At 70.3% G+C, this 14,448-nt stretch carries 15 protein-coding genes; 7 read left to right on the top strand and 8 right to left on the bottom strand.

The window, feature by feature from the left end:
• Positions 1-22 precede the first annotated feature (22 nt).
• Positions 23-475 carry an SRPBCC family protein gene (locus VNT50_RS13620; RefSeq protein WP_325485650.1) on the top strand — a complete coding sequence of 151 codons (453 nt, stop codon included), beginning with the start codon at positions 23-25 and terminating at the stop codon, positions 473-475.
• Between the two features lie 117 nt (positions 476-592).
• On the top strand, positions 593-763 hold the full coding sequence (locus VNT50_RS13615; protein ID WP_325485649.1) for a CsbD family protein: 171 nt from the start codon (positions 593-595) through the stop codon (positions 761-763).
• Between the two features lie 55 nt (positions 764-818).
• On the opposite strand, the gene VNT50_RS13610 is transcribed toward VNT50_RS13615, so the two are convergent.
• Complete coding sequence (locus VNT50_RS13610) at positions 819-1,259, bottom strand: iron chaperone (RefSeq protein WP_325485648.1); 441 nt, start codon at positions 1,257-1,259, stop codon at positions 819-821.
• A gap of 244 nt (positions 1,260-1,503) precedes the next feature.
• Between VNT50_RS13610 and VNT50_RS13605 the strand changes: the two genes are divergently transcribed.
• From VNT50_RS13605 to VNT50_RS13595, 3 genes are read left to right on the top strand one after another with little or no spacing between them, the layout of a single operon-like run.
• Entirely contained in the window at positions 1,504-2,811 is a 1,308-nt protein-coding gene (locus tag VNT50_RS13605; RefSeq protein WP_325485647.1) for a cysteine desulfurase, read from the top strand.
• 20 nt (positions 2,812-2,831) lie between these two features.
• Positions 2,832-3,260: a Fe-S cluster assembly sulfur transfer protein SufU gene (gene sufU / locus VNT50_RS13600; RefSeq protein ID WP_325485690.1), complete on the top strand. Its 429-nt coding sequence runs from the start codon at positions 2,832-2,834 to the stop codon at positions 3,258-3,260.
• Between the two features lie 58 nt (positions 3,261-3,318).
• Positions 3,319-4,170, top strand: coding sequence for an Fpg/Nei family DNA glycosylase (locus VNT50_RS13595; RefSeq protein ID WP_325485646.1), 852 nt, complete (start codon positions 3,319-3,321; stop codon positions 4,168-4,170).
• A 212-nt stretch (positions 4,171-4,382) separates the two neighbouring features.
• Here VNT50_RS13595 and VNT50_RS13590 read toward each other — a convergent pair whose 3' ends face one another.
• Entirely contained in the window at positions 4,383-5,879 is a 1,497-nt protein-coding gene (locus VNT50_RS13590) for a DHA2 family efflux MFS transporter permease subunit (RefSeq protein WP_325485645.1), read from the bottom strand.
• Positions 5,880-5,991: 112 nt separating this feature from the next.
• Between VNT50_RS13590 and VNT50_RS13585 the strand changes: the two genes are divergently transcribed.
• Positions 5,992-6,642: a DUF1345 domain-containing protein gene (locus VNT50_RS13585; protein WP_325485644.1), complete on the top strand. Its 651-nt coding sequence runs from the start codon at positions 5,992-5,994 to the stop codon at positions 6,640-6,642.
• A gap of 16 nt (positions 6,643-6,658) precedes the next feature.
• On the opposite strand, the gene VNT50_RS13580 is transcribed toward VNT50_RS13585, so the two are convergent.
• On the bottom strand, positions 6,659-6,850 hold the full coding sequence (locus tag VNT50_RS13580; protein ID WP_325485643.1) for a hypothetical protein: 192 nt from the start codon (positions 6,848-6,850) through the stop codon (positions 6,659-6,661).
• A gap of 58 nt (positions 6,851-6,908) precedes the next feature.
• Here VNT50_RS13580 and VNT50_RS13575 point away from each other — a divergent pair, with 58 nt between their 5' ends.
• Positions 6,909-8,942: an ABC transporter ATP-binding protein gene (locus VNT50_RS13575; protein ID WP_325485689.1), complete on the top strand. Its 2,034-nt coding sequence runs from the start codon at positions 6,909-6,911 to the stop codon at positions 8,940-8,942.
• A 482-nt stretch (positions 8,943-9,424) separates the two neighbouring features.
• Here the strand turns inward: VNT50_RS13575 and VNT50_RS13570 are convergent, their stop codons facing one another.
• The 5 genes from VNT50_RS13570 to VNT50_RS13550 form a co-directional block, all read right to left on the bottom strand.
• Positions 9,425-10,390 carry a glycosyltransferase family 2 protein gene (locus tag VNT50_RS13570; protein ID WP_325485642.1) on the bottom strand — a complete coding sequence of 322 codons (966 nt, stop codon included), beginning with the start codon at positions 10,388-10,390 and terminating at the stop codon, positions 9,425-9,427.
• A complete protein-coding gene (locus tag VNT50_RS13565; RefSeq protein ID WP_325485641.1) occupies positions 10,387-11,532 on the bottom strand; it encodes a cysteine desulfurase family protein in 1,146 nt (381 codons plus the stop codon). Before VNT50_RS13565 ends, VNT50_RS13570 begins: the two co-directional genes overlap by 4 nt.
• Before the next feature lie 7 nt (positions 11,533-11,539).
• A complete protein-coding gene (gene nadC, locus VNT50_RS13560; RefSeq protein ID WP_325485640.1) occupies positions 11,540-12,397 on the bottom strand; it encodes a carboxylating nicotinate-nucleotide diphosphorylase in 858 nt (285 codons plus the stop codon).
• Complete coding sequence (gene nadB / locus VNT50_RS13555; protein WP_325485639.1) at positions 12,391-14,004, bottom strand: L-aspartate oxidase; 1,614 nt, start codon at positions 14,002-14,004, stop codon at positions 12,391-12,393. Before nadB ends, nadC begins: the two co-directional genes overlap by 7 nt.
• The coding region (locus VNT50_RS13550) for a quinolinate synthase NadA (protein WP_325485638.1) at positions 14,001-14,448 on the bottom strand (448 nt) is incomplete at its 5' end. The genes VNT50_RS13550 and nadB, both read right to left, overlap by 4 nt.

Genomic DNA, 14,448 nt, shown 5'->3' with positions numbered 1-14,448 from the left:
TCACTACCTCGAGGAGAGCAAATTGGCCGGGTTCAAGATGAGCGAGTGGATCTCCCGTCCGCCGCAAGACGTTTTCGAATTCATCACCGCGCCCGAGAATGCTCCCAGGGTCGTTCCGACCGTCAAGAGCATGGTCACGCTGACCGACGGACCCATCCACGTGGGGACGCGCTACCGCGAGACCCGCGTGATGAGGGGCAAGGAAGAACACGCCGAGCTCGAGGTCGTCGCCTACGAACCGGGTCAGAAGTATGCCGTGCAGAACCTGACCGAGGGAATCGAGACCGTCTATCAGTATGCGTTTCGGCCCGAAGCCGATGGCACGCGCGTCGACCTGCTCTGCGATGTCAAGGCGGGGGGCGCGAAGAAGCTGCTCCTCCCGCTGGTGGTCGCCGAACTGAGGAAAGAAGACGGCGACCACCTGCAGCGGCTGAAGGAGCTACTGGAAGCCGAGGGGGCGCCGGGCGCGAGGTGAATGAGACATCGCGGATCGCCGGACGTCAACCCCCTGTACGCGTTCGCCCCGAGCACGTGAAATGGCATGCGAGCCGCGAGGAGGATCCCTGGCGCGGCCATCACGAAGGAGACGAACATGGGTGTCGACGACAAGATCAAGAACACCGCCGAAGACCTCAAGGGCAAGGCCAAGGAAGCGGTGGGCAAAGCCACCGACAACGAGCGCCTCGAGGCCGAAGGCGACATGGACCAGGCCAAAGCCGGCGTGAAGAAGGCCGGCGAAGACGTCAAGGACGCCTTCAAGTAGCCTGCACCGAACACGGCCAGGGTCACACGACCCTGGCCGTTCCGGTGCGCGGCGGTCAGCCCGCCGCGCGCGTGATCAGTTCCGTGATCTTCTTCTCGACGGCAGGGGTCAGCTTCGTCACCGCGAAGGACGTGGCCCACATCTCACCGTCATCGAGGCTCGCGTCCTCGTTGAAGCCGAGCGTGGCATACCGGGTCTTGAACTTGGCGGCGCTCTGGAAGAACGCGATCACCTTGCCGTCCTTGTCTGCATAGGCGGGCTGGCCGTACCAGGTCTTGGGGGTCAGCTGGGGCGCGGCATCCGCCACGATCTCGTGCAGGCGCGTGGCGATCTCGGCGTCCCCCTTCGGCATGTCCTTGATCGCATCCTGGACCGCCTTCTCGCCGGCGGCGCGGTTCTTGCCCGCCTTCGCCTCCTCGCGAAGCTCCTTCGCGCGGTCCTTGACGGCGTCGCGCTCTTCCTTGGTCAGTCCACCGGATGTGTCGGTCGTGCCCATCACGTGCTCCTTCGCGGGTTGCGTGCTCCCGACGCCGCGATCGGTGCGACGTCAATGCCAGGCTAGACAGCGCGGTTCGGCGACGCTTCTCCGATCCTGACCGATTCGCCGTCTGACCGCCGTCGGATGCACGCGCGCCATGGTTCGCGGCGACCACGGAATAGCCGCGGGTCCCGGAGGGTTATCGTTGGCGACGGAGTGCAGGCTGTTTGCCCTGCCTCGCCGTCTCCGAGAGGCTAGAACGATGACCATCAGTGCGCCGGCCACGACCTCGGGTCCCCTGACAGATGCCGAGGTCCGCGGCATCCGAGCCGACTTCCCGCTCCTGTCCACGAAGGTGAACGGACACCCGCTCGTCTACCTCGATTCGGGCGCGACCTCGCAGAAACCGCTGGCCGTGCTCGACGCCGAGCGGTCGTACTACGAGGCGCACAACGCGGCCGTGCACCGCGGTGCGCACGCGCTCGCCGCGGAGGCGACCGAGCTGTTCGAGGATGCCAGGGCCACCGTTGCCCGGTTCGTCGGGGCGCACGACGACGAGATCGTCTGGACCTCGAATGCCACCGAGGCGATCAACCTCGTCGCGTACGCGCTCTCCAATGCCAGCCTCGGTCGCGGGGGAGAGGCGGCCTCCGCCCTCCGCCTCGGACCCGGTGACGAGATCGTGGTCACCGAGGCCGAGCACCACGCGAACCTCATCCCCTGGCAGGAGCTCGCCGCCCGCACCGGGGCGGCACTGCGCTTCATCCCGCTCGAGGACGACGGCACTCTGAGGCTCGCCGAGCTCGATGAGATCGTGACCGATCGCGCGAAGCTCGTCGCTGTGACCCACGTCTCGAACGTGCTCGGCCTGATCAATCCGGTGGAGGACGTGATCGCCCGCGCGCACGCGGTCGGTGCGCTCGTGCTGCTGGACGCGTGCCAGTCGGCGCCGCATCTGCCGCTCGACGTCACGGCGCTGGACGTCGACTTCGCCGTCTTCTCGGGGCACAAGATGCTCGCCCCGACCGGCATCGGCGCCCTCTACGGGCGCCGCGAACTGCTCGCGGCGATGCCCCCCTTCCTCACCGGCGGCTCGATGATCACCACGGTTTCGATGGAGACCGCGGCCTACATGCCGCCGCCCCAGCGGTTCGAGGCGGGCACGCAGCGGGTCTCGCAGGCGATCGCCCTGGCAGCGGCCATCGACTACCTGACGGCGATCGGGATGCCGCGCATCGCCGCACACGAGCACGAGGTCGGCCGCCGCCTCGTCGACGGCCTCGCCGTCATCCCCGGCGTGCGGGTGCTGGGCGGCGACGCGCCGCTGCCACGCGTCGGCCTGGCGAGCTTCGACGTCGCCGGCATCCACTCGCACGATGTGGGACAGTTCCTCGATGACCGCGGCATCGCGGTGCGCGTCGGCCATCATTGCGCGCAGCCGCTGCACCGCCGGTTCGGCGTCACCTCCACGACCCGGGCGAGCGCCTACCTGTACACGACCGCCGACGAGGTCGACCAGCTGCTCGCCGGCGTCGCCGACACGATCGACTTCTTCGGAGGTGCCCGGTGAGTTCGTCCGATCTGCAGGGCATGTATCAGCAGGTGATCCTCGACCATTCGCGCACGCCGCACGGCGTCGGCCTCCGCGGCGACGCAGCGGGAAGCTCGCATCAGGTCAACCCCACGTGCGGCGACGAGATCACGCTCGAGCTGCACCTCGGCGACGCCGGAGAGATCGAGGAGGTGCGCTGGGAGGGCCGCGGCTGCGCCATCTCGCAGGCGTCGGCGTCGCTGCTTGCCGACCTTGCCGAGCACCTGACTCCCGCTGAGATGACGACGCGCATCGACGCCTTCCGCGTCGCGATGCGCTCGCGGGGACAGATCGAACCCGACGAGCAGCTGCTCGGCGACGCCGTCGCGCTCGGCGGCGTGTCGAAGTACGTCGCCCGGGTCAAGTGCGCGATGCTCGCGTGGGTCGCCGCGGAGGACGCGCTCGCTCAGGCCTCGACGGCGTCGTAGCGGGTGATCGCTGACGCCATTCGGCCGGGCGTCGGTTCCCCGTGGAATCATGGGTGCCATGCCAGAGGCGCCCGAGGTCCACGAACTCGCATCCTTCCTCGACGCGCGTGCGAGCGGGCGCCGGATCGTCGGAGTCGACGTCGCACTCGGCAAGATCGTCAAGACCCCGGATGCCGGTGCCGCCGATCTCGTCGGCGCGACCGTCACGGGAGTCACCCGCATCGCGAAGATGATCGACATCGCCGTGCTCGACGCCGCGGGTGCCGTGCGGCATGTCATCGTGCACTTCGGGCACGACGGCTGGGTGATCTGGCACGACGTCGTCCCCGCGGGGATCACGCGGGCAGGGGAGGCCACACTGATGGCCCGCGTGCGGCTCGATGACGGCACCGGCTTCGACCTGACGGACTCCGGCCAGTGGAAGGCGCTCACCATCCACGTCGTTGATCGCGCGTCCGACGTGCCCGCCGTCGCCAAGCTCGGTCCGGACGCACTCGATCCCGGCTTCGCGCTCGACCGCTTCGCCGGCATCCTCGTGGGGCGGAAGAAGCAGATCAAGGCGCTGATCCAGGATCAGACCGCGGTGGCCGGGATCGGCAACGCCTACTCCGACGAGATCCTTCACGCGGCGCGCATTTCGCCGGTCACGCACGCGGCGGTGCTGTCGGACGACGAGGTCGCGACGCTCTACGCCGCGATGCGCGGGATCCTCCTCGATGCCACCGCGGCACGGCGGGGTGTGCCGCCGGCCGATCTCAAGGCCGCCAAGCGTGCGGCGCTCACCGTGCACCGCCGCACGGGGGAACGGTGTCCGGTGTGCGGTGACACCATCCGCGAGATGACGTTCTCAGGCGCCTCCGCCCAGTACTGCCCCACGTGCCAGACCGGCGGCGTCGCGCTGGATCGGTAGGCATGCGCGGGCCCGGTGCGGATCGGGGCGTCGCGGAGCTCGTGTCCGGCGAGCGCGGCTATGTTGGAGACATGACGACTCCTACCGAGACCCCCGCCACGCCCCTGCAGGCCCCCGTCGGCCTCAATCTGCTCGCGCCGGAGTCGGATGCGGGGTCGTGCTGCGGCGGCTCCTCCTGCTCGACCAGCTGAGCCGGGGATCGCGCAGTCGCGTCAGTGGGCCATCGGGGCGCCGATGGAATCCGCCGGCTTTCGAATGAGGAATGCCCCGATGATCGCGGGAAGCGACACGATCGCCGCGGTCATGAAGGCTGCCTGCGAGCCCGCGGCATCCGCGTCGACCTGAACCGCCCCGTCGGCCAGCATGCCCGCGGACACACCGGAGAGGATCGCCACCATCAGGGCGATGCCGGCCGCGCCGGCCACCTGCTGCACGGTCGCGAGTACCGCGCTGCCGTGGGAGTACTGGCGCGGCGGCAGTGAGCCGAGCGAAGCGGTGAACAGCGGGGTGAACGAGAGCGCGAGCCCGACGGAGAGGACGATCTGGGCGATCGCGATCGCCCACACGGGCGTCGCGGGACCGAGGGTCGCGTAGAACCAGAGCACGCCGCTCGAGATGATCGAGCCCGGGACGAGCAGCACGCGGGTGCCGTAGTTGTCGTAGATGCGGCCGACGGCCGGGCCGAGCAGCCCCATCACGAGCGCGCCGGGCAGCACGATGAGACCCGTCGCGAACGCGCTGACGCCGAGCACTCCCTGCAGGTAGATCGGCAGCAGGGTGATCGTTCCGAAGAACGACATCGAAACGAGCAGCATCTGCACGATCGAGATCGAGAAGTTGGCGGAGCGGAAGACCCGCAGGTCGAGAAGCGCGTCGTCGCGCCGCTGCAGCCGCAGCTGGCGCCACACGAACAGGCCCAGGGCGATGGCGCCGATGCCCAGCGACGTGACGAGAGTCGTCGTCGAGAGCGCCTCGGCCGACGCGTCTCCGCCATGGGCGGCTCCGCCGATCTGACTCAGCCCGAAGACCAGCCCCCCGAAGCCGAAGGCGGAGAGGATGACCGACCAGACGTCGATGGGCGCTTTCGAGGTCTCGCCGAGGTTCACCATCCAGCGCGCACCCGCGGCGAGCGCCACGAGGGCGATCGGCAGGATCAGCCCGAAGATCCAGCGCCAGCCGACGGTGTCGAGCAGGATGCCCGAGACGGTGGGGCCGATGGCGGGTGCGAGCGAGATGACGACGCTCACGCGGCCCATCATCCTCCCCCGCGCATGCGGCGGAACGAGCGTCATGAGGGTCGTCATGAGCAGGGGCATCATGATCGCCGTGCCGGAAGCCTGGACGACGCGTGCGACCAGCAGCATCGGGAATCCCGGCGACAGAAACGCGAGAAGCGTGCCCAGCGAGAAGAGGCTCATGGCCGTGAGGAAGACGGCGCGGGTGGTGAAGCGCTGCAGGAGGAAGCCCGTCACCGGGATCACGACCGCCATCGTCAGCATGAACGCGGTCGTCAGCCACTGGGCGGCCAGGGCGGTGATCCCGAGGTCGGTGATCAGGTGCGGGATCGCCACGCCCATCGTGGTCTCGTTGAGGATCGCGACGAAGGCCGCACCGAGCAGGAGCCAGATGACGCGCGTCTCGCGGGACGTGAGGCCCGTGGGGGAGGTGGACGCTGCGGAGATTCGGATGCTGTCGGTAGCTGCGGTCATGTATCGGTCTCCTCGGGGTGCCACATCGAAGACGTCACCGGGATGGCGTCATTCGAGGCTAACCGGGGGCACCGACAGGGCATTCCCGTCCGGGCGTGGAAAGATCCGTCGTATGTCCCGCACGAGTTCTCTTCCAACCGATGTGCTCTGGCGGTTCGTGGTGTCGATCGCGAGCGGCGTGGCCGTCGGCATCCTGGTCTCGCCGCCCCTGGGCTTGGCCGCCGGACTGCTCGCCGGCTGGGGTACCGGGGCGATGATCGTGGTGCTGTGGGTCCTGATCTACACATGGCCGATGGATGCCGAGCGCACACGCGAGCACGCCACGCGGGAGGATCCGGGGCGAAGGCTGTCGCGGCTCATCTCGATCATCGGCAGTATCGCGAGCCTCGGGGCCGTTGCCGTCGTGCTCGTCCAGACCAAGTCGGCGCCGCTCTTCGAGTCGGCGCTGCTGGCGACGATCGCGGTCGGCAGCGTCGCGGCATCCTGGTTCCTGATCCAGACCAACTACATGCTCCGCTACGCCCATGTGTACTTCGACGATCCCGTCGGAGGCATCGACTTCCACGGCGGGTCCGCGCCGATGTACACGGATTTCATCTACTTCGCGATCGGCCTCGGAATGACCTACCAGGTCGCCGACACGAACGTCAGCACGAACGGGATCCGGCGGATCGTGATCGGTCAGACCGTGCTGGCCTGGATCTTCGCGACCGTCATCATCGCCACCGTCATCAACCTCGTGACGGGAATCGGTCCCGACTAGCGCTCGGACGCCGTCGCTACTCGTCCTCTGACGAAGGCTCCGACCCGATCGCATCGGTCGGCGCGGGCTCCGGCGCGTCCTGCGCGAGATCGCCCAGAGGCGGGTCGATGAGATCCTGCGTCGAGTGCGACTTCAGCTCGTCGATCTCCTCCCGCAGCTTCGCGAGATCGTCGCCGTCGTGGGCGGGGGAATCGGGCGTCGAGGACATGGCCCCCACCATACTCGGCCCCATCGTCCGGACCCGTGGCTAGGCTGACTGCGTGAGCATGGGCGGCGGGGGCGGTGGGCCCCGAGGCGGGGGCGGCTTCCGCGCGGTGGATGTCGAGACCCAGAAGAAGCTCAACGCCCAGGCGCCGCAGATCCCCGACCTCGGCCGGCGGGTGGTGGCGCTCTTTCGCCCATACCGCGTGCAGATCGCCTTCACGGCGCTGCTCGTCATCGTCAGCGCCGCCATCGCGGTGGTCCCGCCCCTGCTCGTACAGGCGATCTTCGACCGGGCGCTCTTCCCGGTCGACGGCTCGGGACCCGATCTTGCGCTGCTGCTGCGCCTCGTCTGCGTCATGGTGCTGCTTTTCCTCGTCGGCGCGGGGCTCGGCGTCATCCAGACGTGGCTCACGGCGACGGTCGGCAACCGGGTCACGGGCGACCTGCGCGTGCGCCTGTTCGAGCACCTCCAGGCGATGGAGCTGAGCTTCTTCACCCGCACCAAGACCGGCGTCATCCAGTCGCGCCTGCAGAACGACGTCGGGGGTGTGGCCGGGGTTCTCACCAACACCGTGACCAGCATCCTCGGAAACGTCGTCACCGTGATCGCGTCGGTCGTCGCGATGGTCCTCATCGACTGGCGGCTCACGATCATCGCGATCGTGATGATGCCGATCCTCGTGATCGTGCAGCGGCGGGTCGGCCAGGTGCGCGCCCGCATCGCCGGCGAGACGCAGGAATCGCTGTCGGAGCTGACCTCCATCACGCAGGAGACCCTGAGCGTCTCCGGCATCCTGCTCTCGAAGTCGTTCAACCGGCAGCGCGCCGAATCCGCCCGCTACCGCGTCGAGAATCTCAACCAGGTGCGCCTGCAGGTGCGCTGGGCGATGAGCGGGCAATGGTTCTTCGGCGTCGTGCACGTCATGATCGCGAGCGTGCCCGCCGTGATCTACCTCGTGTCGGGGTACCTCATCACCGGGGGAACCGACGCGATCACCGCTGGCACCATCGTCGCGTTCACGACGGTGCAGGCACGGCTGCTGCAGCCGCTGCTCGGGCTGATGCGCGTCGCGCTCGACATCCAGACATCCGCCGCCCTCTTCGCGCGGATCTTCGAGTACCTCGACATGGTGCCCGCGATCAGCGACGCGCCCGACGCGATCGGCGTCGATCAGGCACCGGGTCCGGTCGGGCAGATCGAGTTCCGCGACGTCGTGTTCCGTTATCCGGATGCCGCGGCCGACTCGCGCCCGACACTCCGAGGTGTGTCGTTCACGGCCGAACCAGGGCAGCACGTGGCCTTCGTCGGGCCGAGCGGCGCCGGCAAGACGACGGTGATCTACCTCACCCCGCGCATGTACGAGGCCTCCGACGGCACGGTGCTGTTCTCGGGGGAGGACGTCCGCGGCCTCACCCAGGAATCGATCATCGATCACGTCGGCATCGTGAGCCAGGAGACGTATCTGTTCCACGCCACGATCCGCGAGAATCTGCGTTACGCCAAGGCGGATGCGACCGATGAGGAGCTGGTCGCGGCGTGCCGGGCGGCCAACATCCACCACATCATCGAGCAGTTCGAGCACGGCTACGACACGATCGTGGGGGAGCGCGGCTATCGCCTGTCCGGCGGCGAGAAGCAGCGCATCGCGATCGCGCGCGTGCTGCTCAAGGATCCGCCGGTGCTGCTTCTCGACGAGGCGACGAGCGCCCTCGACACGGTGTCGGAGCGGGTCGTTCAGGAGGCGCTCGACACCGCCGCGGCGGGACGCACGACACTGTCGATCGCGCACCGGCTGTCCACCGTCATCGGCGCCGACGTCATCCACGTCGTCGACGGGGGTCGCATCGTCGAGACCGGCACCCACTCCTCGCTTCTCGCGGCCGGCGGCCTCTACTCCGAGCTCGCGGCGGAGCAGTTGGCCGCCTCCCGCATCCTCGAGGTCGAGGAATCGGTGCCCCCCGCAGACCACCCCGACCGCCGCGCGGACCGTTCGCCGACCGACGCGGCTTCGCCGGTCACCGATGCGCCCGCGGTCGAGCCGGACTGGCCGCATGTGAACGACCTCGGCTCGCCGGTGCTGCCCGACGCACGCTGACCGACCGCGCCCTCGGGGCGCGTTTCCTCCGTCGGGCGCAGCGCTCTTTCCGGGCGCGACGCTCTTTCCGCGCGCGCCGATCTTTCCGCGCGCGACGAAACCGGGTTTGGGGCGCATTCCCTCCTTTGGGGCGCACGGGATGCGCCCCAATGTCGCTGACGCGCCCCAAACCAGGGTGTGCGGCGCTGACGCGCCCCAAACCCGGGTGTGCGGCCTGACGCCGGGGACGGGGCGCGTACCAGCCCCGTGGGTCCTCGACGGCTGCGGCGGATGCCTCGGTTCGGGGCGCGTTTCCTCCTTCGGGCCGCGTCGACACCGGCGCGCCGCGGGCTTGGGGCGCGGGGAACCGGGTTTGGGGCGCATTCCCTCCTTTGGGGCGCACGAGATGCGCCCCGATGTCGCTGACGCGCCCCAAACCCGGGTGTGCGGCGCTGACGCGCCCCAAACCCGGAGGTGCGGCCTGACGCCGGGCGCGGGGGCGGCTACCAGCCCCGTGCGTCCTCGACGGCTGCGGCGGATGCCTCGGGCAGGCCGTCGCGCTCTGCTCCGGATCCGTCCCAGATGTCGCGGGTGAAGGCGCCGAGGGCGCTGCGGTAGGCGGCATCCGGGTGTCCCGTCGCGATTCCGGCGAGCCGGGGTACGTCCATGCTCAGAATCGCGCGCCGCCGTGCCGCCGCGGCGGCGCTGTGCCCGCCGTCGGTCAGCACCGCGAGGCCCGCAGCCATCGCGTCGAGGCAGTCGTGCAGCACCGCGAGCGCCGCCTCGCGCTGAGTGATCGATGACCCGTCGGCCCGGATGCGCCACTGCACGACGACATCGGGCACGACGTCGAAGGCATCCGCCGCGGCGTACATCCGCTGCGCCAGCACCTGGTCTTCGTAGAGCATCCCCTCGGGAAAGCGCAGGCCGGTCCGTTCCCAGAAGGCGCGCCGGCTCACCTTCGACCATGCGACGATGTTCGACGTCGCCTCGGGGTGCGCGTCGATCGTGGTGCCGAGTCGCTCCGGATCGGTGGCGGCGGCCACCCATGGCTGCACCGGGCCCGGCGTGTAGCCCGTGCCCTCCGGGTGAAGACGGACGTACGCGCCCGCGGCGAAGTCGCTGCCAGAGCGGCGCAGCACCCCGACGAGCCGCTCGAGCGCTCCCGGCTCCAGCACATCGTCGGCGTCGAGGAAGCCGATGAACTCCGTGTCGACGAGGTCGAGCCCCGCGTTGCGCGCGGCGCCGAGGCCGCGCCGCCTGTCCTGGGTCACGACGCGGAAACGCGGATCGGCCGAACAGGCCGCGGCGAAGATCTCACCCGTGGCATCCTTCGACGCGTCGTCGACGAGCACGGCGCGCCAGTGTGTCAGGGTCTGCGCGGTCAGGGAGTCGATGGCCTCTTGCGCGTACGGTGCCACATCATGGCCGGGCACGATGACGGTCACGGTGGCTCGGGCGAGGGTCACCCGGTCGATTGTACGGCGGCCACGGAGGCCGCGACCGCGTCCGCGACGGCGTCCAGCGGCGTCTTCGCACCGTGGGCGAGTGTGAAGCGCACGGCGGTCTGCGCGATCGTCGGATCGACGCCCATCGCCACCAGCACGTGGGATGCTTCGTCGCTTCCGGCGGCGCAGGCCGACCCGCTCGATGAGACGATCCCTCGGCGTTCGAGCTCGAGGAGGACGGCTTCTCCGCTCGTCCCCGCGAACGTGAAGCTCGCGGTGCCGGGCAGGCGCTCGACGGGGTGGCCGGTCAGCGCGGCCGAGGGCACGAGGTCGAGCACGCGCGCGATGAATGCGTCGCGCAGGCGCGCGACCCGAACGGATGCCTCGTCCCGCTCGGCCTCGGCAAGCTCGAGCGCCGTGGCGAGGGCGACGGCCCCCGCGACGTGCTCGGTGCCGCTGCGGCGGCCGCGCTCCTGCCCGCCGCCGTGCAGAAGCGGCTCCACCGGGATGCGCCCGCGCACGCCGAGAGCGCCGGTGCCCTTCGGGGCGCCGATCTTGTGTCCCGCGATCGAGATCGCGTCGGCGCCGAGGCCGGCAAGGGGCAGCCAGCCGGCCGCCTGGACGGCGTCGACGTGAAGGGGCGCCCCGTGGTCGTGGGCCACGCGGGCGATGGCCGCGACATCCTGGATCGTTCCCACCTCGTTGTTCGCGTAGCCGACGCTGACGAGGGCCGTGTCTTCGCGGAGCGCCGCCGCGACGGCATCCGGATCGACCACCCCGGTCGCGTCGACCCGCACTCGTGAGGCGTCGAAGCCGTGCACCCGGGCGAGGTAGTCCACCGACTCCAGGATCGATTCGTGCTCGATCGGCGTCGTGACGACGTGGCCGGCGTCGCGCCCGATCTGGGCGGCGATCGCGATCCCTTTGACCGCGAGGTTGTTGGCCTCTGTGCCGCCCGAGGTGAAGACGATGTCGCCCTGCCGCATCCCGAGCACGGTGGCGATCCGGGCCCGCGCGTCGGCGAGGGCCTGCGCGGCGCGTTCGCCGAGGGTGTGGTGGCTCGAGGGATTTCCGTAGACCCCGGTGAGGTACGGCATCATCGCCTCGAGGACCTCGGCGCGCACGGGCGTCGTCGCCGCGTTGTCGAGGTAGAGGACGCTCATGGCCGGCTCAAGGGGCGTCGATCCGGATGTCGAGGCCGAGGTCGAGCGCGGGCGCCGAGTGGGTGAGGGCCCCGACCGAGATGACGTCGACGCCGGTCTCGGCGATCGCGCGCACCGACGCCAGCGACACCCCGCCGCTGGCCTCGACCGTGGTGCGGCCGCCCACCTGCTCGACTCCGCGGCGCAGGTCACCGAGCGAGAAGTTGTCGAGCATGATCGTGCCGACGCCGGCGGCGAGCACCGCGTCGATCTGGTCGAGTCGATCGACCTCGACCTCGACGTGCGTCGTGTGGGGGAGCCTCGCGATCGCGCCCTGCAGAGCCGCGGTCACCGACACGCCCTTCTGCGCGAGCACCGCGAGGTGGTTGTCTTTGGCCATCACGGCGTCCGACAGCGAGTGCCGGTGGTTGTGTCCGCCGCCGTTGACCACCGCGTGCCGCTCGAAGGCACGCAGACCGGGCGTCGTCTTCCGCGTGTCGGCGATGCGCGCGCCGGTGTGTGCGACCTCGGCGACATAGAGGCTGGTCAGCGTGGCGATGCCGCTCATGCGCTGGGCGAAGTTCAGCCCGACGCGCTCGCCCGTCAGGATGCCGCGAGCCGGGCCCGATACGACCGCCAAGGTGGTGCCCGCGGGGAAGAACTCGCCATCTTCGACGATGAGCTCGACCTCGATGCGCGGATCGGTGAGGCGGAACGCCGCGGCGAAGACCTCACCGCCCGAGAAGACGCCGGTCTCGCGTCCCACGAGCTCCGCCCGCGCGGTCGCCTCCGCAGTGATCAGGGCCTCGCTCGTGAGGTCGCCCCACGGCGCGTCCTCCTCGAGCGCGGCCGCGACGGTGCGGTCGATGATCGTGCGCGTCAGCATGCAGGGGCTCCGATCGAGGGGGATGCGGCATCCACACCATCGTGCGCCACGTTCTCGTCGGAACGGAAGTGGGCACCCACCGATCCGCGGCGTGCCCGCGCGGCGTCGACGAGGGCGATCGCCACCTCCAGCAGGTTCTCGTCCTCGAACTCGGCCTCGGTGACGGGCGCGCGTGCGGCCGACGCCCACGCCTCCAGCACCGCCGCCGCGTGCGCGAGGCCGGGCTCGTCGCGGACGAGACCCGCGTCTTCCCACATCAGCCGCTGAAGGGCCGCGCGTGAGAATCCGGAGGCACCGCTCACCGGGTGGGGCGCAGGCACCGGGTGGGGCGCAGGCACCGGGTGGGGCGCAGGGACCGGGTGGGCAGCGGTGACGATGGGGGCAGCGGATGCTACGGGCCACGCACCACCGGCCGCATCGGTCGCGATCACCGAGCCGGCACGCGCGCCGAACACCGCGCCCTCGAGCAGCGAGTTCGACGCGAGGCGGTTGGCGCCGTGCACACCCGTGCGGGCGACCTCGCCGACGGCGTAGAGCCCGGGCAGGCTCGTTCGCCCGAACAGATCGGTCGTCACGCCGCCCATCAGGTAGTGCGCCGCCGGTGTCACGGGGATCGCGTCGCGTGCCCAGTCGAGCCCGCGCGCCCGCACTGCCGCGTCGATCGTCGGGAACCGCTTCGCGAGGAAGGCGGCGCCGAGCGCCGTGGCGTCGAGGCGCACGGGGCGTCCGTCCTGCAGCTCCATCTGACGGACGATCGCGCGTGCCACGACATCCCGCGGCGCGAGTTCGCCGTCCGGGTGGAAATCGAAGGCGAAGCGGCAGCCGTCCTCATCGATGAGCGTCGCACCCTCGCCGCGTACGGCCTCGGAGATCAGGAACGGCTCCCCGGCCGCGAGCACGGTGGGGTGGAACTGCATGAACTCGAGCTCGGTCACGGCCACGCCGGCGCGCAGGGCCGCCGCGATGCCGTCGCCCGTCGCGACCGTCGGGTTCGTGGTGTGGGCGTACAGCTGTCCGGCCCCGCCGGTCGCCAGCACGACCGCATCCGCCTCGATCACGACGCGGCTCGTCCCGGTCCCCGTCGCCGTCGACGGGTCGTCCACGAGCAGGTCGGCGCCGGTGACGCGGCCGGAGGCCACCACGAGGTCGACGAGGAACGCGTGCTCGATGACGCGGGCGCCACTGGCCCGAAGGCGGCCCACCAGTGCCTTCTCGATCGCCGTGCCCGTGGCATCCCCTCCCGCGTGCAGGATGCGCGGGTAGGAGTGGGCGGCCTCCAGGCCCTTCACGAACGCGCCCTCCTCGTCGCGGTCGAACGCGACGCCGAGGGCGACCAGCTCGCGGATCCGCGCGGGCCCCTCATCGACGAGCACGCGGACGGCCTCGGGGTCGGCGATGCCGGCCCCCGCCCGCAGGGTGTCGGCGATGTGGTCGGCGGCGCGATCGTCGTCGAACATCACACCGGCGATGCCGCCCTGCGCGTAGCGGGTGTTGGCGTGCTCGAGCACGTCCTTCGTGACGAGGGTGACATCCACTCCGGTGTGAACGGCGTGGAGCGCGACCGTCAGCCCGGCGATGCCGCTGCCGACGATGAGGGCGCGGGTCATGCGACCACCTCGGGCGGCCTCGCGGCAAGCATCCGCTCGAGCGCGAGACGCGCGGGGTCGGCGACGTCCTGCGGCACGGTGACGCGGTTCAGCACCTCGCCGGCGACCAGCCCCTCGAGCACCCAGGCGAGGTAGCCCGGGTGGATGCGGTACATCGTCGAGCACGGGCAGACCACGTCGTCGAGGCAGAAGATCGTGTGCTGCGGGTACTGGGCGGCGAGGCGCTGCACCAGGTTGATCTCGGTGCCGATCGCGAAGGTGGTGGGTTCGGTCGCCGCCTCGATCGCCCGGCGGATGTAGTCGGTGGAACCGGCCTCATCGGCGGCGTCGACGACCTCCATCGGGCACTCCGGGTGCACGATCACGCGCACGCCGGGGTGCTCGGCGCGAGCCTGGTCGATCTGCGCCACGGTGAAGCGCCGGTGCACGGAGCAGAAGCCGTGC

The sequence above is a fragment of the Microbacterium sp. genome (genome assembly GCF_035554235.1).
Taxonomy (GTDB): domain Bacteria; phylum Actinomycetota; class Actinomycetes; order Actinomycetales; family Microbacteriaceae; genus Microbacterium.
The sequence above is the reverse complement of the archived record's forward strand: the minus strand, read 5'-3'. Positions and strand labels throughout refer to the sequence as shown.